Genomic DNA, 26,949 nt, shown 5'->3' with positions numbered 1-26,949 from the left:
TATTGTATAATGTTGTAAAAAGATGTCGGAGGGATTTTATGTTACATACAATAACTCAATTCACAATTAAGCTTTCATCAATTCTTTTATCACTCTTACTATTATTAAATTTACCTTATTTATTTATCACTCAACAAGGATTTACCTTTCAACCAATATATTTTTTTAATCAGATCGTTACTATGTTAAAAGAGGTTTTCTCCCCTGAATCATTAGTGGTTATCGGCTCAGACCCGAAATTTGGTAGTTTCAAAAAAACACCATTATTCCCAACTGTTTTAGAACCTTACCTATATTCATTTACTGTATTATTTTTAGCCTTTTTACTTGCGCTCTTTCTATCTTCTAGCATGGCATTTTTTTATTTTTTAGCAAAAGATTATATAAAAAAATGGATAAACCGAATTGTGTTCATATTAGAAGCTGTCCCTGATATGATGATGATGATTTGTTTGCAAATATTTTTCATATGGGTACTTCAGAAATTCGGGGAATCTCCTGTCACCATTATTTCTTTTAATGAAAATCGAGCTTATTTACTCCCTATTTTATCTTTAGCTGTCTTACCTACATTACAAATGTTTCGGATGATGGTGTTATACATAAAAGAAGAACATGGAAAACATTACGTAGAGGTTGCATATGGAAAAGGCCTTTCATCAAGTTATATACTATGCATTCATTTATTCAAAAACATATCTATCCACTTCTTCCATCATTTAAAAACGATTTTTGTTTTCTTACTGTCTAACTTATTCATTTTAGAATTTGTTTTTAATATGCAAGGTATTATTCAATTTTTATTTAATAAGGCGTTTATTTCACCACCAGCTGCATTTATCATACTTGTTATGATTATTTTACCGTTTTATGCCATTTTTCAAATAATCTCATTCATGATGAATAGATGGCAAAATCAATTGAAAGGAGCAACATTATGAAATCTATTTGGAAATCAAAACGCTTTTTAATCGGCTTTACTTATTTATTCATACTTATTTCAGCTAGTTTTATTTATAGTTGGTTCTTTAAAGATAACATCCCAAAACCTCCTCAGTTACTTTACAATGACAATAACGAATTACTTGGAAAGGCCCCCTTTCCACCATCGTTAATACCGCCTTTTGGATCTGATCGTTTTGGAGAGTCTGTTTTCTTACAAATTGTAGAAGGAGCAAAATTCACTATTTTATTAGCCGTGGCAATTAGCTTCTTTCGAATTTTATGCGGAACATGTATAGGAATCCTCTTAAGTTTATACGCTCCAAAACTCAAGAGATTTTTCCAGGCATGCTCAGAAGTTTTTTATTATATTCCAACTCTATTTATCGCATTCATACTCATCACGCCCGTTAATATTGTAATCACATCAAATGCCGATGGGGTAGATCCAAATATTTCATTTACGTTTTATCAAGTACTCGTACTTATTTTCGTCGCTCTGCCTACACTTTCTATATATATATCCTCAGAGGTGGATGAATTTATGAAACGAGATTACATCTTAAGTTCACAATTACTGGGTGCTAGCCGTTTTCATATTATCAAAAAACACTTACGAGTCTTATTACTTGACCGCTTATTTGTGTTATTCATGGAACATATCGTCCAAACACTCATACTCGTTATCCATTTAGCGTTGCTTAACATTGTAATTGGCGGGATACAAATGCGTGAACTCTATGACGGAGTGCTCAGACCTGTTTCTATATCTAATGATTGGGCAGGCCTTATTGGATTAAATCGTAATGAAATGAATCTTTCATGGTGGATTATTTTTTATACTCTCGCTTCATTCTTTATTACGATTCTATTTATTAAGCTTATGACAATCGGGATTCAAGATGCACTGAAAGCAAGAGATTCGCAAGTTGTAGCAACTCAAAACGTTCCAGATCATAAAAAGTTTGTTAAAAATAAAGATTCTTTTTCGTTTGCAAATAAAGTGAACTTTTAATCATATCTCATCAATCAAGTATGAATTGGCATTGATATTAGTAGAATATAAAGAAGATGATCCCTATTGAATACAGGAATCATCTTTTTTATGCCGTCTAACTTTTTTACATGACCTTTGCTAGACTCATGCTTTTTATATTTAAAATGAATTATTTACAATCACAACTATTCTGTTTAAAATCGATTACCATACGCCCTTGAATTTTACCTTGTTCCATTTCTTCGAATACATTTTGTACTTTATCTAGAGAACACGTTTGAACAACCGGTACTACTTTTCCTTCTGCACCAAACATAAATGCCTCTTCGAGATCCTTACGAGTACCTACTAGAGAGCCAACTACTTCAATTCCGTCTAGTACAAGTCGTGGAATGTTTAAATCCATAGTTTCTACTGGTAACCCTACCGCAACTACTTTACCACAGGCACGTACTGCATCAACCGCTGAGTTGAATGCTACTTTAGAAACGGCTGTTACTACAGCAGCATAAGCACCACCAAACTCATCTTGCACAATCTTATCAGCAGGACCTTGAGAAATTGGATTGATAGTCATATCAGCACCAACCTCTTTTGCTAAGGCTAATTTATCATCATTAATATCTACTGCAATTACCTTTGCACCAAATACGTTTTTAGCATATTGGATAGCTAAGTTACCTAATCCACCACAACCATAGATGACGATAGGTTGACCAGGTTTAATATCTGATACTTTAATAGCTTTATATGTAGTTACGCCTGCACATGTAATTGATGATGCTTGAGCAGGATCTAATCCTTCTGGTACTTTCACTGCATAATCAGCTGTAACGATACATTGTTCAGCCATACCACCATCTACTGAATAACCAGCATTTTTAACTTCACGACAGAATGTCTCTCTACCAGTTACGCAATATTCACAACGTCCACAAGATTGGAACATCCATGCAATACTTACACGGTCACCAACTTTAAGTGAAGTTACATCATCAGCAAGTTTAGTAACAATACCTACACCTTCATGACCAAGGATGCGGCCATCCGTGTTACCAAAATCATGATTCGCAACGTGTAAATCAGTGTGGCAAACCCCACAGTACTCTACATCTACTAACGCTTCACCTGAATGTAACGGACGTAATTCTTTTTCGATAACCTCGATGTTCGCTTTGCTGTTTTTATTAACCACTACTGCTTTCATATGTGATCTCCCCTTTAGTGTTTTAGAGTTTTAATGAGTTCATCTCACAACTACTGTCCTCACTATTTTGGCTAATTATTGCGCCAAATTTAAATGTTCAATCATCATTACACGTTCATCATAACATGACATTTCATAAGCAAATTGTGAAATTATGAACAATGTTTGAATTATTGCATAAATCGATTTCTTAACTGAATTAAAGATGAGAGTTTATGAATATAAGTAGGTCGCATTTTTCTACAGGAAAATAAATCAACTACATTTAGAGATTATATAATCAAACGATCCACCAATATAAAAAGCTCTTCATTTGAAGAGCTTTTTTATATTCGCTTCATCGAAATTGTTTCACGTATACTTTGTAAATTTTGTAGTGTTTCCTCTTGTCGTTGCAACGACAATCCTACATACAAAGTATCTAATAAACTTAGCTGCGCTAAGCGTGATGAACTTGCTTCCGTACGAAATTCTGTTTCACGTGTTGAAGTATAAAGTGTTATATCAGCAAGTTGACTTAGTGCTGATTTCTGATAGCTCGTAATTGCAATAATGCAAGCTCCTCTTGCTTTTGCTACTTCTAACGCTTCCAATAATCCTTTATTACTACCAGAATGAGAAATTGCAATGATTACTGCTTCTTTTGTAAGTAAACCAGCACCCATAATTTGAAAATGAGAATCTGTATGAGCAATACAAGAAATACCCGTTCTCATAAATTTATGATATGCATCCATCGCAATAATTCCAGAGCCACCATTTCCGTAAAACTCAATTCGGTTCGCTTCTTGCAAAGCTCGTACAGCTTTCTCAAGTGCGGTGTCATTTAACAAATGTAATGTATCTTGCAGTCCTGTAATATGCGAATGAAAAACTTTTTTAGCAACTGTTACCATACTATCTTCTGCTGATACTTCTTCATGAATATTTTGCATCGGTGTATGTACAATTTCACGAGCTAATGTAATTTTCAAATCTTGAAACCCTTGCAAACCAAGGTGTTTACATAAGCGGAATATCGTAGCTTCGGAACTATTCGTAACTTCTGCTAATTCAGTAATAGATTTATGTACAACATCTTGTGGATGTTTCAAAATATGTTCGGCAATACTTCGCAATTTCGGTGACAAACCGTTTAACGAAGCCTGAATTTTTCCAATCCCACTTCTTGTTCCGGGCATAGCATATCTTCCCCTTCCATTGTAGCTATATTGTACCTAATTATTGAGAGAAGAAAAACCTTTATTCGGTATCATACTATTATTTATTTGTTCCTATAAATGTTACCTTAACATATGACACACTTATAACTAGTTTCCCCCATACTTCACCGCATATAATGCAGCTTGTGTACGATCATCTACTTCCAATTTAGCTAAGACATTTGAAACGTGCGTTTTCACAGTTTGTTCTGTAATGTGAAGCTCTGCTGCAATTTCCTTGTTGCTTCTTCCTTTCGCAATTTCGCGAAGTACCTCTTGCTCTCTTTTCGTTAACATTGAAAAAGGATTTTCTATTTCCTTCTTTACTGCGGAACGCCCCATTAATGCAGGTGTTACTTTCGGGTGAAAATTCGCATTTCCTTGATGTACTGCAATAATAGAAGCGACAAGTTGCTCAGGTTGTACTTCTTTTAATTGATAACCATCTGCTCCAGCTTCAAGTGCTGGTATAACATAATCTTGCTCTGAAAAACTACTTAATATAAGTACCTTTATCGTCTCATCGTATTGCTTTAGACGTTTTGTTGCCTCAATTCCATCCATTTTCGGCATCGATACATCCATTAGCACGACATCCGGTTTTTCTTTTTGCACGAAATGTAATGCCTCTTCGCCATTTTCCGCTTCCCCAATAATTTCAAATTCTTCTCTCGTTTTCAAAAAGAATACAAGTCCTCTTCGAACGATATGATGATCCTCAACTAGTAGCAGTTTAATCTTCAACCTTATTCTCCCCTTCAAATCGGCAATTGAATTTCTATTTTTGTACCCTTTTTTAGCTCTGTTGTAATTTGAAACGATCCCTTCATCAACTGAATACGTTCCTTCATACTTTTCAGACCAAGTGCTGATCCCCTTACTTGTTCTTGTATAAATCCTATTCCATTGTCTTCTATGTAAAAATGTAACTGGTTATTTTCTATTTTTAAAAGAACATGTACCTTTTCACACGAAGCATGCTTTTTACAATTATGTAGCGCCTCTTGGCTAATACGCCATAAAACTTCTTCTATTTCATCCCCAATTGAAACCATCCCATCAATTCGAACTTCCACTTGAACTCCTAATAACTTCCCGTAATTTTGAATTGCTTCTGCTAATCCTTTCTCTAATCCTTCAGGTCTTAATTGCCAAATTAATAGCGTCATCTCTTGTAATGCTTCTTGTGATAATTCTCCAATATAACTTAACATCTCTTGCAGACCTCTATCTTGCGTCATATTCAGAGTCCCTTTCGCTGTTAGCATAATAGAAAATAACAATTGTTTTACTGAATCATGTAAATCACGTGCAAGTCGATTTCTTTCCGCTACCACTACATATTTACGTTCTTTCTCCACTAATTGAATACGTTGTATTGTCGTTCCAATTTGAAATGCAATCGCTTCTAATAACGCTAACTCTTCCTCAGAAAAATGAGTCTTATGAGGTGCAGCCACATTTAATAGACCAAATTTCTCTGATCCGGACCTAAGCGGAATTGTCGCATGATGTGTAACATCTTCTGTTTCACCCCAATTACATTCAATCGCATCTTCTATTCGCTTACATTCAATAATATTTGTCGCTTTTTCTAATCTGCCATTCACAAAACGCTCTACACACCAACAGTCTCCTTCACACATCGGCTTCTTCTCTTGCCACGTAAGAGCTGGTGGTAAGTTTTCGTCTACAAGCATACGGTGCTTTCCACTTTCATCAATAAAAAATATCCACCCTGTTTGTAAATTCATAACTTGTAACAATGTATGTAAAACTTTTTCTAACATGTCCTGTAAATTCGTTGCTTCATTTAGCAATTCCGCAATTTCTTTTAATGCTTCTAAACGATGTATCTCTTTTTCTTCAAAGTTCATTCTCATCACCAACTATCATTATAACATTAAGAAATTTCTAAATTCTACAAATAAAAAGAGCTGAATTCCTTCAGCTCTTTTTATTTATCAATCATTTTTTTATTTTCCCTTTAAATTTTGACCGCGTAATTCTTAAACTGAACAACGCCAAGTAATGAAGTTACTTTTAAACCCTCTAAGACTCATCTACATCTATAAATCAGAATTCTAAATGTAAAGCTTTATTTAATTGTCTGACAAAAATTGTTCTCCACGGATATGCTGCAAACTTTCAGTAGTAACGAACATATTCACTGCTGGCATTTGCACTTGATGTTTATGGAACATAGCCATTAATGCAAACCTTACTTGTCTAGAAGTTTCAAAATAATCTTCTGGTTTAATTAAACCTGTAATACAAAATTCATATCCAACATATTTAAGGTTAGGATTTAAGTCTGTAACACCAACATATTTAAATGGTTCAACAGCCTCATCCTCTACTCTATACAAACTTTGTTCCAAATTTTCATTGCATATCACACATACGTCTTCTAGCAATTCCTTAACTCTTGTAGGGTCTTCCTGATAACTTACCGTGATGCGTTCAATTACTCGCATCCACCCTTTATTAAAATTTTGTATCGTTCTAATCTCTCCATGTGGTATGGTAAGTAGTTTTCCTGACCATTCACGTATTTGCATAAAACGAATACTAATTTCCTCAATAGTTCCTGAATTTGTTCCATTAAAAGTAACAAAATCGCCAACGCGAAACTCTTTGTCCGCTAATCTCGCAAAGCCTAATATGACATCTTTTAGCATCTGTTGCGCAGCAAAACCAATGACAACTCCCGCTATCCCTGCACCTGCAATGATACTTTTTATATCTACAAACTGACTAATTAAATAAATGATTAGACTGATGATAATGATATATCTAAAAATAGATCGAATGACACTTTGAATCGTCTGCTCTACCTCTTCATCAAAAAAGCTGGACTTTCTAAAAAACCAATCAATAATGCGATTAATAACAAACGAAATAATGATAAGAACTAAAGCAAATAGTAAAAACCTTAATAGTAAAAACTCCCTTACATAATTAAAAAACTCCTCCGTATACGCTAATATACTCATCTATCCACTTCCTTATTTTTTAAATTTTCATGTAGAGCTAATCTATAATAATTCCTTATTAATTATCTCAAAATTTTCTTTCGTAACTTTTCCCCTGACCTTTCATTTTACTTTCTTAACTATGTATTTGTATCCCTAGTACATCTTTAACAATATAACCCTTTCATTAATCTTTCAACTTCTGATGCCCTTTTCTATTTACTATAAATATACCCTTTTTAATAATCTAAAGGGAGATTACAATAGAAATTTTTATAAACAACTTTGTAATACTTACCTCATTTAAAGGAATACATTCACATAACACCGAATCATTCATTTGATACTTTTTTCACGGAGGTTACAATTAATGGGGTATATCGAAGAACTAAGAGAAATTGTTGGATCAAGACCACTCAATTTAGCAGGAGTTGCTGTAGCTGTTTTAAATGACCAAGGACAAATATTACTACAACAAAGACGAAATGGCATGTGGGGTGTTCCTGGAGGTTTTGTGGAACTTGGTGAATCCACAGAAGAAGACGAGAAGTACTTGAAGAAACAGGTATTGAAATTGGTATACTTCAGTTAGTAAGTGTATTTTCAGGTAAAGAGTGTTTTGTGAAATTAGCGAACGGAGATGAATTTTATCCTATAACAATCGCTTACCTTTGCAAAGACATTAAAGGTGGCTTGCTAAAAGCTGACGGAGTTGAATCATTACATGTACAATTTTTTGATTTAAATGGGCTACCAGAAAACATTAGCCCTTTCATAAAAAAACTAATTGAGCAAAATGTCGTCTCAATTTAAACGTAAAAAGAGGCCTTTTCAAAGGCCTCTTTTTCACTTCACTTCTGCATGTAAACAAGATTTAAAATGTCCAAGTGCATATTCATGTCCTTGCGCATTAAAAGATGCAACTGCCTTTTCATATACAACAATTTTAAATCCTTTATTATAAGCATCTACTGCTGTATGAAGAACACAAATATCAGTGCACACCCCTACAAGATGAACTTCTTCTATTCCTCGTTCTCTCAACTTCATCTCTAGATCTGTTCCAGCAAATGCACTGTATCGCGTTTTATCCATATAATATACATTCGCATCATTTTTATATTTTTCGTATACATCTTGTAATTCACCGAATAAGTCTCTTCCATTTGTACCTGCTATATTATGAGGAGGGAACAACTTTACTTCTGGATGATATTCATCATTTTCTTCATGTTTGTCGATTGCAAACACTACATAATCTCCATTTTCAATATATTGCTTCGTTATATGTACAAGTTCCTTCTCAATTTCTTGACCTGGTTTTCCGCAAGTTAAAGCACCTTTTTCAGCTACAAAATCATATGTATAATCGATATTAATAAGAGCTCGTTTCATAACTACTATCTCTCCTTCTCCTGTTTCACAATAAACAATAGAAAATTTGTTATTACGACATCGTATGTACTATTCGACATTTCAAATGAAACACCTACATTTTTCTTGCAAAACTTAACTTAATCTAAGTTTATCATAAAACAGATATACTATGACAAAACATACTGTTCCTATTAGCATGTCATGGATTTGATAATTGAGCGTAACTTCAACCACCTCGTGTAAAGTAAACCAGATTATCGAAATCATCATACTAAGCAAGATGATACGAACAAATCACTGCACACCTTCAACCTCTTTCTCTTTCTTAGTAGTAAAGAGTAATTTCTTACTATTCATACGTACTAGAAAGTGAAACAAATTATTCTCAACAACCCATTTATATCCAAATTAAAAAGTACACTACTACTTTAAGTAATGTACTTTTTATCCATAATTAAGATGCTGGCTTCGTTTCAAACGTCGCTTGATTAAAGCTAATGACTTTTCCTTTTGGGTCATTATTTTCAAACTGAGCTGCAGTAATCGTATGACTACCTGTCTCAAGTGTCTTTTCTTTTAATTGTACTGTTGTCTGTGTTGTACTAGTTACTTGATGTTTATCAGCAAATATTTGATCTACAAATACGAATGTTTCTTTATCGTTTTGAAAATTAGAAAGTTCTAATTCAACTTGCTGAATTAAAGTATCTTTTTTGATAAATACAGTCGGTGTATTGCCGTTTTCAGAAGTACCATCTGGTGTAATGACTTTTACTATCCCTTCTCCAATTGGTACTGCCCCTTCAGGAAATACAACCACACTCTCCTCACTCGCATTTACAACTTGTTCTTCCTGATTTGACTGTGCATCCTCTTTTTCCTTTGGAGCACCACAGCCTACTAATAACAATACAGACAATCCAGCGATTATGAATTTCTTCAAAATTCATCCCCCCTGTAATTTCATTATAATTTATTATACAAAAATAACTTTGTAATTTTAAAACTATTTTTAACACTTTCATGAACAAATACTAGTAGCTTGCTCACGATTACTGTACCATACTTTCCTTAATAGAACATTAATTTTTTTAATGAAATAAATAGTAATTTTATCTTATTTATCATTTTAGCCCAACAAATTAATAACATACCTATCCAAAATAAAAAGACATTGTTATTTCAATGTCTTTTCTATATGGTGATTAAAAAATAAACGTTGTAATCTCATCTACTTCTTTTCTTGGAAGTTTTTTCGGTTTATCTTTCGGATAACCGAGTGAAATAACCATATTTATTTGTTTTTCGGTCTCAATTTGAAAATATTGTCTTAGTTCTTTTTGAGCTAACAATACAGGCCCTGTCATTGGACACGTACCAAGACCCTTCGCATGTGCAGCCAGCATTAAGTTTTGTGCCGCTAAACAGCTACTCTTAATTCCTTCCTCTTCCCACACTGCATCCGGAACGAAGGCAATTGGATCAAATATCTTTTCACGAAACTTTGATTCATAAGATGTTGCCAAACATACGATTAATACTGGTGCCTCAGAGAAAGCTGTTGCATATGGCCCGAAAGAACGTGTAAGTAATTTCCCTGCTTTCTCTTCTCCATTTTCTGCTGCTTTTGCCGCAAGTTTATGTAATGCATCCCAAGTCATTTGTTCAATTTCTTTAATTTTCTCTCGATTCATAATGACTAAGAACTCCCACGTTTGCGAGTTCGTATCACTCGGTGCATAACGAGCGCAATCAATAATTTCTTTTATATCACTAGTAGATACTTCTTGTTCTGTAAACTTTCTAACACTTCTTCTTCCGTGGATTACCTCTTTAAAAGCTTCATAATTCATACATTAAATCCCCTTTTACAGCGTTTTCAAAACCTGTCCTATGTTTGAATTATATCATGAAAAAAAGCTGGGGGAATACCAGCTTTTTTTCTTCATTATTAATTTGTCACTTTAAACAAACTAATACTTTCTTCATATGCAGATTGTAGTTTTTTCGTAATTGGTCCTCTTTCGCCGCTAGCAAACTGTTCATCGCCAATTTGAACAACCGGGAATATTTCGAGTGGTGTCGCTGTAAAAAAGCATTCATCCGCCTCATATACCTCTTGTAATGAAAATTCTCGTTCTTCTACTTCGATATGTAACTCTTTCGCTAATGTTATAACATAATGGCGAGTAATACCATGCAAAATAAAGTGATCAGCTGGATGTGTAATCAGTTTATCATTTTTTACTATGAAAAAATTAGAATGACATCCCTCTGTTACAACTCCATCTCGCACTAAAATCGCTTCTTGATATCCTTGTTCATTTATTTTATTTTTAATCATGATATTAGGAAGTAGATTTAATGATTTTATATGACAAAATTTCCATCTTATATCCTCCTCTACCGTTACTTTTATACCGACTTCCATCGTAGCGACTGGTCTTGGGAACGAAACAATATTTGCAAAATACGTTGGTTGAAGGTCTTTTTCATATACATGGTTTCTTGCTTGAGCACCTCTTGATATTTGTAAATATACATTACCATCTTCTTGAAATTGATTTTTTTCAATCATTTGATGTAGCTCTTCTACTAACTCTTTCTTTGTAAATGGTGCAATGAGTTTAATTTCTTCCATTGATTTAAAAAAACGCTCCAAATGTAAATCTAATAAATGTGGCTTCCCATCGTATAGTCTGAATACCTCATATATACCATCACCAAATTGGAAACCTCGCTCTTCTAATGCAACCATCGGCTGTTCTTCCTTCGTATTTACAATTCTCCCATTAAACAAAATCCAATCTTTATGAGTAGCTTTCATTCCTTCCCACTCCTTTATTACGTGATTGATTTTATTGTACAACTTAAAACGACTGAAAAAAAGGAATTTTCTGTATTTATATAAATAAAAAATGCATCACCTATTTAAAGTGATGCACTCAGCCATTCATTTATCCCGCTATTGACGGGCAGTAAAACTCTCACCTCAAGGTTAGGTGGGAGATAACGGCCCGTAATCGCCTGATTGGTTCAACTTTATTTCAGAAAATATTTTTCAATATCATCTAGCATTAGGTTTGCTGCTTTAATACCGCCTGCTGTATTCCAAATTACTTCATCTACTTGGAATACTTTATTATTTTTAGAGGCTTGTAGCTGCTTAAAGAGTGGGTCTTCTGTCCATTCTTTTGCTAACGTGTTTCCTTCATTCTTCTTATCGCCATCTTTATCAGATGTGAAATAGAATAAGTAGTCCCCGTCCATATTTGGAATTTGTTCTTTTGTAATTCCTTTTATCGCAAATTCATCTTTATCTTGTAATGGTGGTCGTTTAAATCCAATATCGTTTAAAACAACACCTGAGAATGAGTTCTTTTGATATATACGAACATCACCTGGAACGAAGCGAATAATAGAAACTTTAGAGCTTAATTTATCTCCTAGCTTCTCTTTCATTCCTTCAATACGCTTTTTATAATCTTCAATTGCCTTTTGACCTTCTTTTTCTTTATTTACAGCCTTTGTATAGAGCGTAAAGTTTTCCTTCCAATCTCCACGCAATGTTTCAGCGTATACAGTTGGCGCGATTTCTTTCAATTGTTCATATATTTTTTCATGACGCATTTTATTCCCGATAATTAAATCCGGCTTAAGCTTCATTACTGCCTCTAAATTAATATCACGCTCAGTTCCTACAACTTTCGTATCTTTTAACTCTTTCACTAAATGAGGGTACCATTCATCACCCGCACGCGGTTTCGTAGTTCCAACTGGCGTTACTCCCACAGCTAGAAGAGCCTCTGCACCTTCATTTGTTAAAACAACAACTTTTTTAGGTGTACCATTTACTGTTGTTTCCCCCATTGCATGCTTTACAGTATAAGAATCTTTCGCTTTAGCTGATGGATCATTTTCTTTTTTTTCTTCTTTACTACACCCTGCGATTATAACCATAAGTATCATAATGCAGAACATAAACATTTTTTTAGTATGTAACATATGTCCTCCCTAGATGAAATCGATTATCATTAACAACTAAAGGTTAATGTATATTACATACATTGTCAATGTATGTCAGAGAACTTTTTTAATATATACTATTTAGATTCTATCCGTTATTCAAATGTTTCTTTTTGAAACTATCTGTATAAGTATGTAAATAATGGCCGTTCTTAAAATGCGTATCTATGTTATATATAGATACGCATTCATATTACATTATAAATTTATTTCCTAATATTGATTATATTTAATATATGATGGATCATTATACACCCACTGATTTCCACCAAGGTTCAACCAACTGTTTTGATTAATAAATACTAAATAAGATTCTGGTTTATTTAATTTACGAATTACTGAAGAAGATGTTGATGGACCACTTCTTAAATTCACATTCGTTCCTTGTATATATGCGACACCGATTGCGCTACCATCACTATTGCTCGTCTTTACAAAATTAATGTAAGACGGGTCATAATACACCCACTGTCCGTTACCTAAGTCTAACCATCCGTTACTTTCTTGATATACGACATACGATTCTGGAGAGTTTAATTGGCGAATTACTGAAGATGATGTTGATGGGCCACTTCTTAAATTTACATTTTTCCCAAGTATATAAGCAATTCCCTTCGTTTGTGGTGTTGGCTGAGGGTTTGGAGGTTGTGGATTTGGAGGATTTGGATTCGGAGCTACTCCAAAAATAGCTGCTATTCCGTTTACATATGCTTGACATAGATCTTCAATAAATTGTGGGTTTTTCAATAAATTTGCATCAAACGTTGTATCAATAAAAGCAGTCTCAGTTAAAATTGCATCCATTGCAGTCTCTCTTAGTACTGCATAATTTGCTTTTTTTGCCCCTCGGTCACGAAGGCCGTATTTTGTTAATACAGGATTGACTGCTGCATGAATTTTTTGTTGCTTTGCATATGCGGAGCTACTGTTAGATAACCCATTATAAATATAACTTTCAAATCCAGTTCCACCGCCACTATTTATATGAAATGAGATAAAGTAATCTGCTCCAAAAGAATTAGCGATATTAGCACGTTCTGATAAAGAGATAAATACATCACTATCACGTGTCATTTTAATAGTAATTGGGTAGTTTGCAGATAGAATGTCTCGCACACGTCTCGCTATTTGAAGTGTTAAGTTTTTTTCTACTAAACCATTACCAACAGCACCAGAATCATATCCACCGTGACCTGCGTCTATTACAAGTTTCATATCACTGTCTCGTTCCTTTCTTTCGTGTAATAGGTTTACATTGCTACTCGTCCTATTTTATGTAAAATGTACAAGTTCCGTTACAATTACAAATAAAAAACCACCTTATGTAAGGCGGTTTCTATCATCTTGCTTTAACCAATTTAAAATAAATATATACGATTGATAGTGAATATAACGTATGCAAAATAAAATAAATAAAAGACCCATTCCAACACCGCTGTATAACAAACCGAACTTTAAAAAAATGTTCAAAAGTGGCGGGAAATTAGTAATATTTTGTACTATAACAAGCATGCAAAACAAAATAAAAAACACAGGTACATATTGTAATTCGTACGGCTTTCTTTTCTTACTAGCTCTTTTCCGAATGAACTTATGGCTTAGTTCTGCCAAAATAAAACATCCTCCAATTAATACAAGACCAGAAGTCATTATCATGTATCCACCTGCCTTATATTTATTTTAGCACATTACTAATCATCGTTATATTTTCTTCACGTATGTTCCATCTTCTTCATTAAAGCCAAAGCTCTCTATGAAAGTTTTTGCTTGTTCTGTTAATTCCTTTTGTAACACTTTTATCTCTTTCACACCTCTTTGTTTCATCATCTCTTCAAATGTAAAATACGTATTTGTTCCATATCCGTAACTTTGATAATCAAAATGAATTATTAATTGAGATAAAACTACACTCTCTTCTTGAACACTGTAATCTATTACACCAATATATGTATCATCAACTTTTACGCAATACTGCACCTGTTTCTCACTTACATTATGCGAGCGGAACATTTCTTTAACAACGCTTTCATTTTCTACTGTTACTTTTTCAAACGCAATCATATGTTGTCCATCCTTTTACTATTATTGTATCAATAATACGTTCTATTTATGAAAAAAAACCTTAAGACCATATGCGGTCTTAAGGTTTTTCTTATTAAACTAAGCTATACGCACGTTTTGTTTCTTCGTGGAACTTATTCGTATCGTATTTATGCTCAACATAAATTTGGTGCCAAACCATAAACGCAAGTACAGTCCAAATTTTACGGCTATAATCGCCTTTATCTGCACAATGTGCTTCCAGTAAGTTTAATACATACTGTTTGTCGATTAAATGATCTGTTTTACTTTCGTTTATAATATTTATAGCCCAGTCATGCATTTCATCTTTTAACCAGTGACGAATTGGTACCGGGAATCCAAGTTTTTTACGATCTAACACGTGATCTGGAACGATTCCGCGTGCTGCTTCACGTAAAATAGCTTTCGTAGTTCCGTTAGCAATCTTTAATTCAGTTGGAATTTTAGATGCAACATCGAATACTTCTTTATCTAAGAACGGTACACGAAGTTCTAATGAGTTTGCCATTGTCATTTTATCAGCTTTTAATAAAATGTCACCACGTAACCACGTGAACATGTCAATGTACTGCATTTTACTTACATCATCATAATCTTTAATCTCGTTATACAATGGTTTCGTGATATCCATATAGTTAACACTTTCATTGTAGAACTTCATTAATTCCGCTTTCTCTTCTTCACGGAAGATTTTCGCGTTTCCATAGTAGCGCTCCTCAATTGGCGTACATCCACGCTCTAGGAAGCTCTTTCCTTTAAATCCTTCTTTAAGAGCACCGCTTAATGCTTTTAGAACGCTCTTACCTGGGCTAGGAATGTACGAGAACATTTTTAGTGAGTTTGGCTCACGGTAAATGTTATAACCACCAAATAGCTCGTCTGCGCCTTCCCCTGAAAGAACAACTGTTACATGTTTACGTGCTTCTTTTGCAACGAAGTACAATGGTACAGCTGCTGGATCTGCTAAAGGATCATCCATATGCCAAATAATTTTTGGGAACTCATCCATAAATTCTTTCGCTGAAATAAATACGTTATGGTTTTTAACGCCTAATTTCTCAGCAGTTTCTTTCGCAACATCAACTTCACTGAAACCACGTTGTTCAAAACCAACAGAGAACGTTAAAAGGTTCGGATTCATTTCTCTTGCGATAGAAGCGATAATAGATGAATCGATACCACCAGATAAGAATGAACCTACTGGTACATCACTTCGCATATGTACTTTTACTGAATCGTATAATACATCACGAATTGCTTGGATATGCTCTTCTTTCGTTGCGCTTGAAGCATTGAAATAAGGCTTCCAGTAGCGATGGATTTCCATCTCTTTACCGATTTCCTTTACGAAATAATGACCAGGCTCAATTTTATTAACATCAATTGTTAATGTTTCTGGTTCTGGACCATATTGGTACGTAAAGTAATGTTGTAGTGACGTTGGGTTTACCCCTTTGTCTTCCATTACATGCATAATACTTTTCTTCTCAGATGCGAAGAATGTAGTATCACCTTGTTGCGCGATATATAATGGTTTAATACCAAAGTGGTCACGTGCACCGAAAAGTTTCTTTTCTTCACGATCCCAAATCATAAATGCAAACATACCACGAAGATAGTCTACACATTTTTCTTTCATATGTGCATACAATGCAATGATAACTTCTGTATCAGATTGCGTTGCGAAAGTCGCACCTTTTTCAAGTAACATTTCGCGTAATTCTACATAATTGTAAATTTCACCATTAAAAATAATTACATATCGATCATTTTCATAAGTTAGCGGCTGATGTCCTGCCTCTAAGTCAATGATACTTAAACGGCGGAAGCCAAATTGTACATGTTCATCACGAAAATATCCTTCGTCATCTGGACCGCGGTGGAAAATCATCGTGTTCATATTTTCAAATTGATGTTTTTCTGTTTCTGAAAACTCTCTAGGGTTTTCACATAAACATCCTACAAAACCACACATACTTCTTACCCTCTTTCGGTTTTCATTCTGTTTCTATACTACTATATCAACCCTATTTATACTAGCATAATCAACTCAATATGGCGACCAAAAACTATAAAAAAATCACTCCATTTCACATTTTTAACATTTTTTTATGAAAACATGAAAATTAGGCAATCACCTTTCTCCGCTTTTGTCATATGATATTGCAAATTGATTTCTAGGAGGGAATACCATGAGTGAAGAAAAAAAAGATTCTTCTCGTCCACCGGTTCGCAATTATTTAAAGCAAATTGATGATTTTTTTGAGCAAACACCTCTTCGCAATGTAATCGCTGATTTGAATCATTTTTTCCAAAAAGGAAATCGTTTATTAACATTCCCTGTAGATTTATATGAAGTTGATGAAGAACTCGTTGTTACCGCTGAACTACCGGGTATACAAAAAGAGCAAATTCAAATTGAAATACAAACCGAATACTTAAAAGTCTCTGTAAAAGAAGAAATACTTGAAGAGGCAGAAGAACAAACATCTCATAACTATTATCGCCGAGAACGGTCTATTTCAGAAGCCGCAAGAATGATTAAATTGCCTTATTCCATTAATAAAAAAGCAGCGAAAGCTTCCTATCAAAATGGTGTGTTAGAAATTCGTGCACCGAAACTTCCACAACAGCATGACATTTTATCTATAGACTAATGTAAAAAAATAAGGGTGCTACGCACCCTTATTTTTAATCCACTAATCGCTTCATATCACGTATTATATCTTCGTACGGTGTATTACTAATACCGCTATACTTTTTCATTACTTTTCCATTTTGATCAATTAAATAAAATGATGTACCATGTATTACTTGACCGTTCTCTGGCTTATCTACAAGTGATTGGAAATTATCTTTTGAAAACTTTGTAATATCTTCTAACGAATAACCCGTCAATAAATTCCAATTACTAGTATCTTCTGTAAACTTTTGAATGAAAGCTTTCAGATTTTCTGGTTTATCAAGATCTGGATCTACACTAAACGAGACAAACTGAACGTCTAACTTCTCTTCCTTTGCCATCTTCTGTAATTTTGCCATATTAGCAGTCATTGGCGGACAAACTGTTTGACAGTTTGTGAACATAAAATCTGCAACCCATACTTTCCCTTTTAAATCTTTTGTACCAAATTGTTTTCCATCTTGATTTGTGAATTGGAAAGTTTCTAAATCCCAATTTAATGGTTTACGAAGCTTTGAGCCTGATCCACTACATCCAGCGAGTACAAATAGACAAAATACAACCATAAGACCAATTAGTTTTTGATAACGCTTCATTTATAAACCTCTTTTCTCTATCCTAAATTTAAATAGGTTATGCTCATCATAACAAAAGTTAACACTACGAGAAAATTGTTTACTGCATTTGTTCACGAAATCGTACGAATTTACGTATGATACTTCTTAATTTCAAGCGAATTACTAGACAAAATATGTTTTTTCACTATTATTTCTCTAAATCGTATTCGCAAAACAAAGCTCAATGTTAAAATTGTAAATACCTCTCCCTATTTTTTAACAATTAATTAAACATTAATCCATGTTATACACTGTATTCCTTAACAACATTTCGGTACAATACAACTACAACGATTTTAAATGAGGTGATGTTCATGGCAAAGCGCTATGAAAATATGGATAATGTCAGTACAAAAAAATCAATTCGTTCTTTTTTAAGATGGCGTAAAGAACGAAAGCTGAACAAAAAAGACTTTTCTTTTTTAGTAGAACAATCACCTGTTAAACAAAATGCATTTTTGCAAAGCAATGTTGAAAAAACGACAGTCACATGGGTGGGCCATTCTACTTTTCTTATCCAAACGAATGGACTTAATATATTAACAGATCCAGTATGGGCAAATAAATTAAAGTTAGTTCCGAGGCTTACTGAACCAGGTCTTACTATACAAGAACTACCTAAAATTGATATAGTCCTTATTTCACACGGTCATTATGATCATTTAGATTTTTCAACTCTTCGTCAGTTAAATGATGATGTTCTATATCTTGTACCTATCGGATTAAAAAAATTATTTACTCGTAAGAAATTTACGCATGTAGAAGAATATAAATGGTGGGAAAGTACGACGATTAATGAAGTTTCTTTTCACTTCGTACCTGCTCAGCACTGGACGAGAAGATCCTTATTTGACATGAATACATCTCACTGGGGTGGATGGATTATTGATAATGAAACGACTTTGGAAACCATTTATTTTTGTGGCGACAGCGGCTATTTCCAGGGTTTCAAAGAGATTGGAAAGCGCTTTTTAATTGATATTGCTCTTATGCCAATTGGCGCTTATGAACCAGAATGGTTTATGAAAGTATCTCATGTTTCCCCTGAAGAAGCAGTGCAAGCTTATTTAGATTTAAACGCGACACATTTTATTCCAATGCATTACGGAGCTTTTGCACTTGCTGATGAAACACCTCGCGAGGCAATAACAAAACTTCGAAGTAATTGGAATTTACGTATGTTACCGTGGGAACAACTGCATGTACTCTTTTTAGGCCAAACTTTTACTTATAATAGCGACACAAATAAAAAACAAGTACAAGAAAAAATCGAAACTTTACAAATGTAATGTAACTACTTATTTTCTATATCCATCATATAATATAGAAAATCATAAAGGGTGTTTTCTATGAATGAATATTTACAGACTCGCTACATCATTAGCGGGAGCGCCTGTATAGCCCTTCTCATTTCTTACTTTCTATTCACATAAAGTGAAACTTTAATCAGTGGGGGTTGTTCATCATCCCCACTGATTATTAGCCTTCACCAATCGGGCATTTACGGACCGTTGATCTCACACCTAACTTCTTTGCTTTCGCTGAATTTTGAGGTGAGGGTCTTACTGTCCGTTAATGCGGGATAAAAAAGCTACTTGAAATATATTTTCAAGTAGCTTTTTTATTACTCTGCTAAATACATAAATCCAATTGCCCCCGGACCTGTATGAGTACTAATAATAGGCGTTGTATAGAAAATTTCTGATTGAGTAAATCCACTCACTTTTTCCACAGCTGCTTTCATACTTTCAGCTAAAGGAATTGCTTTTGCATGCGGAATCGCAACAGCTTTTACAACTTTTCCTGCTGTATCTTGCTCAAATAACTTAGCTAACGTTTTTACAATTTGGCCTTGACTGCGCACTTTCGTTACAGGGTTATAAACACCGTCTTCAAGGCTAGCAATTGGCTTTATATTAAGTAGCGAACCGATAAACGCTTTTCCTTTACCGATACGTCCACCCTTCACTAAGTTTTCTAATGTATCTACCACTACATATAAACGAGTATTCTTTCTCACTTCATCTACACGTTTTAAAATTTCTTCTAGTGAGCGTCCTTCATTTGCCATTTTTGCAGATTCTATTACTTGATATGCTAAAGCATGTGTAATAAATTGTGAATCAACAACTGTTACTTTTGTATCAGTCATCGATGCAGCACTATTTGCAGTCGCAACAGTACCACTCATTCCACTTGTCATATGGATAGAAAGTACTTCACTTCCATCTTCACCTAGCTTGTCATACATTTCTACAAATGTACCCATAGCTGGTTGTGATGTTTTTGGTAGTTCCTCTGATTTAATCATTTCTTCAATAAACTCATCAGGTTGTAAATCAACGCGATCTAAATATGTTTGTCCATTTACAGAGATTGATAATGGTAGAACATGAATGTCATACTTCTCGATTACATCTTGTGATAAATCTGCCGTTGAATCTGTTACAATTTTAATTTTTTGCATACTATCCTTCTTCCCTTTCCAATACGCTCTCCTTGTTATTATACTAGCATTCCTAATGCTTTCAACAATTTCGAACGAAATTTCATCAAATTAATTATATTTTTATACCTAAAATAAAAAGACAGAGTATTCCTGACTCTGTCCTGCTCTAATTTATGCGTTTTTTTCAAGGGTATTTGTTTTATATACATTTAAATAATCATTCCACTTCAAACATTTTTGTAAATATTCACGGAAAGAATACGAAAATCTTGGGTGCTTTTGTTTTTGAATTTTTGCAATAAATAATTGAAGACGAGACTGAATTAGAAACGATAATGGATGCTGCGCCTGTAGGACAGGGATTTCGAATATTTTAATACAATCCCCTGTTGAATGAGTGAAATAAAAACTTTTCGTAATCACAATATCAATCCTCTTTTTCATTGGATTTTGAACTTCCTCTACTTTACGCTGTAACACGTTGTTTAAAGTGGAGACTCCTTTGAATACAAAAGTATCCTTAGATGATCCCTTTAGTCCTTATGGTTAGTAGATTTATTCTCTATTCATCTCCACCTAATCCATCCCCCGTCCTAATTATCACGTGAGACGAGAATCTCGTTATCCGTAAATTGCTTAATACATTCAGTATAAACTTATAAAGGTGCAAAGTTTGTCTAAATTTTGGAGATTCTATTATTTTTTTCTTCTTTATATTGTATACGTTTATAGCCATAGTATAACAAATAATTAAAAAAGTGCCTTTATAACGAGGCACTTTTCGACTGTATTTCTTCTTCCCTTTTCTTTTTTCGCTTACTAACAATCTTTGATAAGGCAATACTAATTTCATAAATACAAATAAGCGGTACCGCAACTAAACTATGAGATAAAAAATCTGGCGGTGATATACACGAGGCAATGATAATCAATGCTACGTAAGCATACCTTCTTATTTTTATTAGAAACTCCGCCGTAAGTATGCCAATACTCGTTAAAAACATTACCACTACAGGTAATTCAAAAATCACAGCAAATGGAACTGTTAAATTAAGTACAAAATGAAAATACTTTTCTGTCGTAAACATCGTATTAAACATTTCATTACCTATCGTAGTTAAAAAATGAAATAAAAACGGCATTACAATAAAATATCCAAAACTTAAACCTGCAATAAATAATATAGACAATACCGGTATATACATTACAGTCATCTTTTGTTCATTTGGATGTAAACCTGGTTTTACAAATAACCAAATTTGTATAGCAGCAAAAGGAATTGTACAAACGATAGCAAATACTGTAGCAATCGAGAAAAAAATCCACAATACATCACTTGGACCGAGAACAGTTAATTTCATTGGTAAATCTTTTACAAGCCAAAAATAAATATCCTTCGTAAAAGTAAATCCAATAATTAAAAATAATACAAAGGATAACACTGTATAAATTACTCGTTTTCGAAGCTCAACGATATGTTCTACTACACTCATTTCCCGATCTTCCATCTCGTTCACCACACTTTACTTATCCATTACGAGGAAAATCCATTACATTTTTTCTTTCTTTTCCTTCTCTTGAAATGCGTCATCAGTCAATTCTTTCGTTGATTTTTTGAATTCTTTTAACGTTTCCCCTAAAGCCTTTCCGATTTCCGGCAATTTTTTAGGCCCAAATAATATTAGTACAGCTACTAAGATTAAAATTAACCCTGGAAAGCCAATATTTGAAAACATTTCCCCATCCCCTTTATTAGTAGATTTCTTGTCCTACTATTGCATAATTTTATTTTGTCAAAAAAGTTTGAAAACGTCAACAAATCCATCGTCTTTTGTCAAAAAAATTCAAAAATATAATCAATTATACAAATTTCATTTTCTATTGCTCTTGTGTATGATATGGTAAGGGAAATGACATATTATTTTATGATAGTAGAAAGGATTTGCATTATGACTGAAAAAATGACACGAATGACACATTTTGTGAAAGAAGAAATTGCAAATGCAATAACACATGGTATCGGTGCCATTTTAAGCATCCCTGCCTTAATTATATTAATTATTCATGCGTCTAAACATGGTACTGCATCTGCTGTTGTTGCATTTACCGTTTATGGTGTAAGCATGTTCTTACTGTACTTGTTTTCAACGTTGCTACATAGCATTCACCATCCAAAAGTAGAAAAATTATTTACTATTTTAGATCACTCAGCCATCTATTTATTAATCGCTGGCACATATACTCCTTTTCTACTCATTACACTTCGTGGACCTTTAGGTTGGACGTTACTCGCAATTATATGGACACTTGCAATTGGCGGTATTGTCTTCAAAATTTTCTTTGTACGCCGTTTTATAAAAGCATCAACTTTATGTTACATCATTATGGGCTGGCTCATAATCGTTGCTATTAAACCACTTTACGAAAATCTAACTGGACATGGTTTTTCACTACTTTTAGCAGGTGGCATTTTATATTCAGTCGGGGCAATCTTCTTCCTTTGGGAAAAGCTACCTTTCAACCATGCCATTTGGCACCTCTTCGTTTTAGGCGGTAGTGCAATGATGTTCTTCTGTGTACTCTTTTACGTCTTACCTGCAGCGTAATAAAAAAGGTTTCAGCTTGATGAAAGCTGAAACCTTTTTTATTACTTATGTAATTGTGATGCGATAACATCCTGTGTATGCTTCGTTAATTCTTTAATATCCATATTCGCATACTCTTCAGGTGTAATCGGCTTAGAAATCGTTACTGTTGCATGAGCTCGTTTCATACGATTTCCATTCGCTTCAAACATTTTATATGTACCATCTAACGTTACAGGTAAGATTGCTACACCAGATTTTACTGCTAGGTGAAAACTACCAGCTTTAAACTCTCCAATTTCGCCACCCTTACTTCTCGTTCCTTCAGGGAAAATTACGATAGAATGTCCATTCTTTAATAGTTCAATTCCATCTTTAATCGCTTGAAGAGATTGACGACGATCATTACGAACCATAAATACACAATTCATAAGTTCCATCCAAGTTGGTACAACTGGAAACTTCTTAATCTCTGCCTTTGAAACGAATCCAATTGGTTTATTTAAGTAACCTAGTAAAACAGGAATATCCATATTACTTTGATGATTACTTACAACTAGTACCGGCTTGTCTTTCGGAACATTTTCAAGCCCTTTTACTTCTACTGCCCCACCAGCAACACGTACCATTTTTTTACCAAACCAATTTGTCGTTTTATACACAGCACTATCTTTTTCTTGCGGTGACATCGTATTTACTTGTTTTTTAAGACGCCACATTCTCGGTGTAATCGCAATTACAATTAAAATTAAATAAAAGATTTTAAAAAACGTTTGAATCATACAGAACCCCCACCTATTATCATTCCGACCTTCATTATACTAGACAAACGAAGGAAAAAGAAGAAAAAATGTCCAAACAACAAGTGTTTGGACATTTTTAAGTATTCTATATTAGAAACGTTTTGCTAATTCACGTGCGTTAGCAATTGCTGCTTCTTTAATTTCTTGTGCTTTTTCAGGATTAGCATTCATACCTTCAACTGCAATATATTCAGTTTCATTTACACCGATGAATCCTAATACTGTTTTCAAGTGATTACGACCGAAGTCTACAGCTGCGTATGCTCCTTCAGAATAAACGCCACCTGTTGCTTGAATGTGAAGTGCTTTTTTGCCTTCTAATAAGCCAACTGGACCATTTTCAGTATATTTGAATGTTTTACCTGCGATTGCTAAGTTATCTAAGTATGCTTTTACTACTGGTGGATAGCTAAAGTTCCACATTGGAGTTACGAATACATAACGATCTGCATGCATAAATGTTTCTAAGTTTGTGTTCATTGCTGCAACTTTTTGTTGTTGAACTTCTGTTAAAGTTTCAAAGCCTTCACCTGCTGCAAATTTACCCCAAGCAGCAAATACATCTGCATCAATTGCTGGTACAGTCGTATTGAATAAATCAACTGTTACAACTTCGTCTTGTGGATGCTCGTTTTTATAAGCTTCGATGAAAGCTTCTCCTACTGCCATTCCGAAAGAACCTTCTGCTGAATTTGGATTTGCTGTGATAAATAGTACTTTTGTCATTGTATTCTCTCCCTTTAATTTTATCTTTAATTTGAGATTTATAATTCGAAAGTAAATAACTTACCTTATGTAAGTATAATACAAAATCTCTCGCTTCATGTCAATAAAAAATAGCTACTTTTTTTTCGTAAGTTAATAAGTTGTTTTGTAATCTATAAATTATATATTTCCATTTAAAATGTTAACTAAATAAAAAACTACCTCCATATTTCATGGAGATAGTCCTTCATCAACCTTTATTTTTGAAAAATATGTTTCACTTTTTCAGCTGGAATGTTACTTCCACCTCTACCTTTTACATCTTCAATCATCATTGTAATGACCATATCAGGTGCATTTAAATCAAATGCAGCGAACCAGCCTAGTTCTTTTCCTTCGGCCTCTTTAGATACTTTTAATTCCGCTGTACCTGTTTTTCCAGCAAGGGTCATACCATCAATTTTAGCAATTTTCCCTGTACCATCCGGATCATTAATTACTTTAGTCATAGCAGTTTTTAATATATCCTGATTTCCTTTTGAAATGACATTTTCTTTCCAAGCTTTTGGTTGTTTATCTGTTTTAATGATATATGGTGACGGAATTGTTCCATCATTTACAATTGGCGCATATGTTAAAGCTAGATGAAGAGGAGTCATTAACACTTGTCCTTGACCATATCCTGTATCTGCCATTTGAATATCATTTTTAATACCATCATTTGCGATTTTAGAAGCTGGGAATCCATATTCAATTGGTAATTTCTCATCGAATCCGAATTTTTTCGCTTCACTCATAAATTTATCTTTTCCGATTTTCAAAGCTTCTTGTGCGAAGTAAATATTATCCGAATATTTCATTGCCTTATCCAAATCAATCGGATTTGCATCTTTCACACGTGTTACGTAATAATTGCCCCAAGAAGAATCTTTTGTCCATTTCAATCCTTCAATTTTCAATTCTTCTTTTGGATCAATCGTTTTCGTTTCAAGACCGATTGCAGCTGTAATTGGCTTAAATACAGAACCTGGTACCGATAATTGTGTAAATCGGTTCGTCATCGGTTTTTTCGGATCATTATTCCAAGCTTCACGTTGTGCTTTCGATGTTCCTCGTGCAATTAAATTAGGATCATATGCTGGACTACTTACGAGTGCAATTGTTTCTCCACTTTTCGGATTAATTGCCGCACTTGAACCAGCTTCGCCCTTCATTTCATTATACGTTTTTTCTTGAACAGCACTATCGATAGTTAAAGTTACATTTTCTCCATCAACAGCTTCTGTTTTTGCTAAATTTTTAATTTCTTTTCCTTGTGCATCTTCTACAAAGACACGGCCACCTTTTTTACCGCGTAGCTTTTCTTCCAATACTTGCTCTAATCCAGCTTTACCAACTGGCTCATCAGCTTGGTAGCCTTTCTTTTGTAGCGTTTTTAAATCTTCAGCATTTATCTTTCCGATATAACCAGTTAGATGAGCTGCCGCTTCCCCTAACGGATATGTACGAACATTTACAGGTTTTGTTGCAACACCAGGTAAATCAATATACGTATTTTGCGTTGCCCCTTCAGGTAAAATTCCAATTGGTACAAGATACCCTGGTTTTACCCATTTAGCAGTTAGTTTTTGATCAATTTCTTCTACAGACATATTTAACAACTTAGCTACTGCTTCTTTCGTTTGCGGAGCAGTTTCATCTAATTTTTCTGGAACGATTCCGATCTCAGAAGCTTTCCCATTCGTCGCAAGACCTTTTCCATTACGATCGTATATTTCACCACGTTTTGGCTCCGTCGTTTGCATACGCACTTTACTATCTTTTGTCATGCCAGGGAAAATGAAATCAGGTGTCCAATCTATTTTCCAAGATTCTTTATCTCCATCTTTTTCTTTCACCATTTTTGCTTCATGACCAAAAGTGATTTTACCACCAACTGTATCCATGCTTACTTTAAAAGGAACAGGGCCTTCATCTTTTTTATCTTCTTTTACTTCCCCTGTTTCTACCTTTAAGTCTTTCACTTCAATACCAGAATAAATTTTTTCATATTTCTCAGTAAACTCTTTCTTGGAAATATCTTTTTTTGCATTTTCTGATAATTGATCGTACATATCTGCAAATTTTTGTTTATTCCATGATTTCACATATGTATCAAACGCTTCTTGTGGTTTTTCTTCTTTACCACATCCAACTAACATGAATGTTAAGCAAAGAAAAAGAATCCCCCATATTTTTCTCAACTGATTCTCCTCCTCTTTCTATATTAATACTTTTGAAAATTTTAGCATTTTTCACA

At 34.0% G+C, this 26,949-nt stretch carries 27 protein-coding genes and 2 pseudogenes; 6 read left to right on the top strand and 23 right to left on the bottom strand.

The features are described from left to right. The first annotated feature begins 38 nt into the window (after positions 1-38). Both MHB70_RS09965 and MHB70_RS09960 read left to right on the top strand, forming a co-directional pair. Entirely contained in the window at positions 39-941 is a 903-nt protein-coding gene (locus tag MHB70_RS09965; protein WP_000903311.1) for an ABC transporter permease subunit, read from the top strand. Next, positions 938-1,957 (top strand): ABC transporter permease, encoded by a 1,020-nt coding sequence (locus tag MHB70_RS09960; protein WP_061529937.1) that lies wholly within the window; start codon positions 938-940, stop codon positions 1,955-1,957. Before MHB70_RS09965 ends, MHB70_RS09960 begins: the two co-directional genes overlap by 4 nt. A 151-nt stretch (positions 1,958-2,108) precedes the next feature. On the opposite strand, the gene adhP is transcribed toward MHB70_RS09960, so the two are convergent. From adhP to MHB70_RS09935, 5 genes are all read right to left on the bottom strand, one after another. After that, complete coding sequence (gene adhP / locus MHB70_RS09955; protein ID WP_000649126.1) at positions 2,109-3,146, bottom strand: alcohol dehydrogenase AdhP; 1,038 nt, start codon at positions 3,144-3,146, stop codon at positions 2,109-2,111. 326 nt (positions 3,147-3,472) lie between these two features. Next, entirely contained in the window at positions 3,473-4,327 is an 855-nt protein-coding gene (locus MHB70_RS09950; protein ID WP_001119636.1) for a MurR/RpiR family transcriptional regulator, read from the bottom strand. Positions 4,328-4,456: 129 nt separating this feature from the next. Beyond that, positions 4,457-5,092 carry a two-component system response regulator CasR gene (gene casR, locus MHB70_RS09945; protein ID WP_000694625.1) on the bottom strand — a complete coding sequence of 212 codons (636 nt, stop codon included), beginning with the start codon at positions 5,090-5,092 and terminating at the stop codon, positions 4,457-4,459. A gap of 14 nt (positions 5,093-5,106) precedes the next feature. Continuing rightward, on the bottom strand, positions 5,107-6,204 hold the full coding sequence (gene casK / locus MHB70_RS09940) for a GAF domain-containing sensor histidine kinase (RefSeq protein ID WP_220388544.1): 1,098 nt from the start codon (positions 6,202-6,204) through the stop codon (positions 5,107-5,109). A gap of 246 nt (positions 6,205-6,450) precedes the next feature. Next, positions 6,451-7,344: a mechanosensitive ion channel family protein gene (locus tag MHB70_RS09935; protein ID WP_061529936.1), complete on the bottom strand. Its 894-nt coding sequence runs from the start codon at positions 7,342-7,344 to the stop codon at positions 6,451-6,453. A gap of 349 nt (positions 7,345-7,693) precedes the next feature. Here MHB70_RS09935 and MHB70_RS09930 point away from each other — a divergent pair. Further along, positions 7,694-8,136: pseudogene (locus MHB70_RS09930) on the top strand (NUDIX hydrolase). Positions 8,137-8,169: 33 nt separating this feature from the next. Here the strand turns inward: MHB70_RS09930 and MHB70_RS09925 are convergent. The 10 genes and pseudogenes from MHB70_RS09925 to asnB form a co-directional block, all read right to left on the bottom strand. Next, positions 8,170-8,718 carry a cysteine hydrolase family protein gene (locus tag MHB70_RS09925; RefSeq protein WP_000816780.1) on the bottom strand — a complete coding sequence of 183 codons (549 nt, stop codon included), beginning with the start codon at positions 8,716-8,718 and terminating at the stop codon, positions 8,170-8,172. 114 nt (positions 8,719-8,832) lie between these two features. Then, a pseudogene (locus MHB70_RS09920) lies at positions 8,833-9,078 on the bottom strand (hypothetical protein). A gap of 76 nt (positions 9,079-9,154) precedes the next feature. Beyond that, positions 9,155-9,643 (bottom strand): hypothetical protein, encoded by a 489-nt coding sequence (locus tag MHB70_RS09915; RefSeq protein ID WP_000713451.1) that lies wholly within the window; start codon positions 9,641-9,643, stop codon positions 9,155-9,157. A gap of 262 nt (positions 9,644-9,905) precedes the next feature. Further along, a complete protein-coding gene (locus tag MHB70_RS09910; RefSeq protein WP_001105132.1) occupies positions 9,906-10,553 on the bottom strand; it encodes a nitroreductase family protein in 648 nt (215 codons plus the stop codon). Between the two features lie 98 nt (positions 10,554-10,651). After that, entirely contained in the window at positions 10,652-11,527 is an 876-nt protein-coding gene (dat, locus tag MHB70_RS09905; RefSeq protein WP_000648378.1) for a D-amino-acid transaminase, read from the bottom strand. Positions 11,528-11,742: 215 nt separating this feature from the next. Further along, positions 11,743-12,705, bottom strand: a complete 963-nt coding sequence (locus MHB70_RS09900) for an ABC transporter substrate-binding protein (RefSeq protein WP_000903336.1) — start codon at positions 12,703-12,705, stop codon at positions 11,743-11,745. Between the two features lie 234 nt (positions 12,706-12,939). Continuing rightward, a complete protein-coding gene (locus MHB70_RS09895; protein WP_000779881.1) occupies positions 12,940-13,941 on the bottom strand; it encodes an N-acetylmuramoyl-L-alanine amidase in 1,002 nt (333 codons plus the stop codon). A gap of 105 nt (positions 13,942-14,046) precedes the next feature. Beyond that, positions 14,047-14,376 (bottom strand): hypothetical protein, encoded by a 330-nt coding sequence (locus MHB70_RS09890; RefSeq protein WP_061529935.1) that lies wholly within the window; start codon positions 14,374-14,376, stop codon positions 14,047-14,049. A gap of 51 nt (positions 14,377-14,427) precedes the next feature. Beyond that, on the bottom strand, positions 14,428-14,787 hold the full coding sequence (locus MHB70_RS09885; protein ID WP_000559960.1) for a GNAT family N-acetyltransferase: 360 nt from the start codon (positions 14,785-14,787) through the stop codon (positions 14,428-14,430). Between the two features lie 94 nt (positions 14,788-14,881). Next, entirely contained in the window at positions 14,882-16,783 is a 1,902-nt protein-coding gene (asnB, locus tag MHB70_RS09880) for an asparagine synthase (glutamine-hydrolyzing) (protein ID WP_000333815.1), read from the bottom strand. Between the two features lie 217 nt (positions 16,784-17,000). Here asnB and MHB70_RS09875 point away from each other — a divergent pair, with 217 nt between their 5' ends. Beyond that, entirely contained in the window at positions 17,001-17,465 is a 465-nt protein-coding gene (locus MHB70_RS09875; protein WP_001288081.1) for an Hsp20/alpha crystallin family protein, read from the top strand. Positions 17,466-17,499: 34 nt separating this feature from the next. Here the strand turns inward: MHB70_RS09875 and MHB70_RS09870 are convergent, their stop codons facing one another. Then, positions 17,500-18,087: an SCO family protein gene (locus MHB70_RS09870; RefSeq protein WP_000833349.1), complete on the bottom strand. Its 588-nt coding sequence runs from the start codon at positions 18,085-18,087 to the stop codon at positions 17,500-17,502. A 335-nt stretch (positions 18,088-18,422) separates the two neighbouring features. Here MHB70_RS09870 and MHB70_RS09865 point away from each other — a divergent pair, with 335 nt between their 5' ends. Further along, positions 18,423-19,397 carry an MBL fold metallo-hydrolase gene (locus MHB70_RS09865; RefSeq protein WP_053446420.1) on the top strand — a complete coding sequence of 325 codons (975 nt, stop codon included), beginning with the start codon at positions 18,423-18,425 and terminating at the stop codon, positions 19,395-19,397. Positions 19,398-19,732: 335 nt separating this feature from the next. Here MHB70_RS09865 and MHB70_RS09860 read toward each other — a convergent pair whose 3' ends face one another. From MHB70_RS09860 to MHB70_RS09845, 4 genes are all read right to left on the bottom strand, one after another. After that, positions 19,733-20,575: a DegV family protein gene (locus tag MHB70_RS09860; protein WP_001169476.1), complete on the bottom strand. Its 843-nt coding sequence runs from the start codon at positions 20,573-20,575 to the stop codon at positions 19,733-19,735. Positions 20,576-20,728: 153 nt separating this feature from the next. Continuing rightward, positions 20,729-20,980 (bottom strand): DUF2535 family protein, encoded by a 252-nt coding sequence (locus MHB70_RS09855; protein ID WP_000629011.1) that lies wholly within the window; start codon positions 20,978-20,980, stop codon positions 20,729-20,731. Positions 20,981-21,321: 341 nt separating this feature from the next. Then, the gene (tatC, locus tag MHB70_RS09850) at positions 21,322-22,065 is read right to left on the bottom strand and encodes a twin-arginine translocase subunit TatC (RefSeq protein ID WP_000390131.1); all 744 of its coding nucleotides are present in this window, start codon (positions 22,063-22,065) and stop codon (positions 21,322-21,324) included. A 42-nt stretch (positions 22,066-22,107) separates the two neighbouring features. Beyond that, positions 22,108-22,293 carry a twin-arginine translocase TatA/TatE family subunit gene (locus MHB70_RS09845; RefSeq protein WP_000492443.1) on the bottom strand — a complete coding sequence of 62 codons (186 nt, stop codon included), beginning with the start codon at positions 22,291-22,293 and terminating at the stop codon, positions 22,108-22,110. Between the two features lie 213 nt (positions 22,294-22,506). On the opposite strand from MHB70_RS09845, the gene trhA reads away from it, so the two are divergent. Next, positions 22,507-23,163, top strand: a complete 657-nt coding sequence (gene trhA, locus MHB70_RS09840) for a PAQR family membrane homeostasis protein TrhA (protein ID WP_000136879.1) — start codon at positions 22,507-22,509, stop codon at positions 23,161-23,163. A gap of 41 nt (positions 23,164-23,204) precedes the next feature. Here trhA and MHB70_RS09835 read toward each other — a convergent pair whose 3' ends face one another. The 3 genes from MHB70_RS09835 to pbpC form a co-directional block, all read right to left on the bottom strand. Beyond that, positions 23,205-23,924 (bottom strand): lysophospholipid acyltransferase family protein, encoded by a 720-nt coding sequence (locus MHB70_RS09835; RefSeq protein WP_000616571.1) that lies wholly within the window; start codon positions 23,922-23,924, stop codon positions 23,205-23,207. A 111-nt stretch (positions 23,925-24,035) separates the two neighbouring features. Then, positions 24,036-24,671: an FMN-dependent NADH-azoreductase gene (locus MHB70_RS09830; RefSeq protein ID WP_000170037.1), complete on the bottom strand. Its 636-nt coding sequence runs from the start codon at positions 24,669-24,671 to the stop codon at positions 24,036-24,038. Between the two features lie 236 nt (positions 24,672-24,907). Further along, positions 24,908-26,893, bottom strand: coding sequence for a penicillin-binding protein 3 (gene pbpC, locus MHB70_RS09825; RefSeq protein ID WP_001227253.1), 1,986 nt, complete (start codon positions 26,891-26,893; stop codon positions 24,908-24,910). Positions 26,894-26,949 lie beyond the last annotated feature (56 nt).

This window comes from Bacillus sp. FSL M7-1020 (genome assembly GCF_038050415.1).
Lineage (GTDB): Bacteria > Bacillota > Bacilli > Bacillales > Bacillaceae_G > Bacillus_A > Bacillus_A toyonensis.
The sequence above is the reverse complement of the archived record's forward strand: the minus strand, read 5'-3'. Positions and strand labels throughout refer to the sequence as shown.

Coding starts and splice junctions, on each gene's coding strand:
- MHB70_RS09965 (WP_000903311.1), top strand. CDS start 39: ATGTTACATACAATAACTCAATTCACAATTAAGCTTTCATCAATTCTT.
- MHB70_RS09960 (WP_061529937.1), top strand. CDS start 938: ATGAAATCTATTTGGAAATCAAAACGCTTTTTAATCGGCTTTACTTAT.
- adhP (WP_000649126.1), bottom strand. CDS start 3,146: ATGAAAGCAGTAGTGGTTAATAAAAACAGCAAAGCGAACATCGAGGTT.
- MHB70_RS09950 (WP_001119636.1), bottom strand. CDS start 4,327: ATGCCCGGAACAAGAAGTGGGATTGGAAAAATTCAGGCTTCGTTAAAC.
- MHB70_RS09935 (WP_061529936.1), bottom strand. CDS start 7,344: ATGAGTATATTAGCGTATACGGAGGAGTTTTTTAATTATGTAAGGGAG.
- MHB70_RS09925 (WP_000816780.1), bottom strand. CDS start 8,718: ATGAAACGAGCTCTTATTAATATCGATTATACATATGATTTTGTAGCT.
- MHB70_RS09910 (WP_001105132.1), bottom strand. CDS start 10,553: ATGAATTATGAAGCTTTTAAAGAGGTAATCCACGGAAGAAGAAGTGTT.
- dat (WP_000648378.1), bottom strand. CDS start 11,527: ATGAAAGCTACTCATAAAGATTGGATTTTGTTTAATGGGAGAATTGTA.
- MHB70_RS09900 (WP_000903336.1), bottom strand. CDS start 12,705: ATGTTACATACTAAAAAAATGTTTATGTTCTGCATTATGATACTTATG.
- MHB70_RS09895 (WP_000779881.1), bottom strand. CDS start 13,941: ATGAAACTTGTAATAGACGCAGGTCACGGTGGATATGATTCTGGTGCT.
- MHB70_RS09890 (WP_061529935.1), bottom strand. CDS start 14,376: ATGACTTCTGGTCTTGTATTAATTGGAGGATGTTTTATTTTGGCAGAA.
- MHB70_RS09885 (WP_000559960.1), bottom strand. CDS start 14,787: ATGATTGCGTTTGAAAAAGTAACAGTAGAAAATGAAAGCGTTGTTAAA.
- asnB (WP_000333815.1), bottom strand. CDS start 16,783: ATGTGTGGTTTTGTAGGATGTTTATGTGAAAACCCTAGAGAGTTTTCA.
- MHB70_RS09875 (WP_001288081.1), top strand. CDS start 17,001: ATGAGTGAAGAAAAAAAAGATTCTTCTCGTCCACCGGTTCGCAATTAT.
- MHB70_RS09870 (WP_000833349.1), bottom strand. CDS start 18,087: ATGAAGCGTTATCAAAAACTAATTGGTCTTATGGTTGTATTTTGTCTA.
- MHB70_RS09865 (WP_053446420.1), top strand. CDS start 18,423: ATGGCAAAGCGCTATGAAAATATGGATAATGTCAGTACAAAAAAATCA.
- MHB70_RS09860 (WP_001169476.1), bottom strand. CDS start 20,575: ATGCAAAAAATTAAAATTGTAACAGATTCAACGGCAGATTTATCACAA.
- tatC (WP_000390131.1), bottom strand. CDS start 22,065: ATGGAAGATCGGGAAATGAGTGTAGTAGAACATATCGTTGAGCTTCGA.
- MHB70_RS09845 (WP_000492443.1), bottom strand. CDS start 22,293: ATGTTTTCAAATATTGGCTTTCCAGGGTTAATTTTAATCTTAGTAGCT.
- trhA (WP_000136879.1), top strand. CDS start 22,507: ATGACTGAAAAAATGACACGAATGACACATTTTGTGAAAGAAGAAATT.
- MHB70_RS09835 (WP_000616571.1), bottom strand. CDS start 23,924: ATGATTCAAACGTTTTTTAAAATCTTTTATTTAATTTTAATTGTAATT.
- MHB70_RS09830 (WP_000170037.1), bottom strand. CDS start 24,671: ATGACAAAAGTACTATTTATCACAGCAAATCCAAATTCAGCAGAAGGT.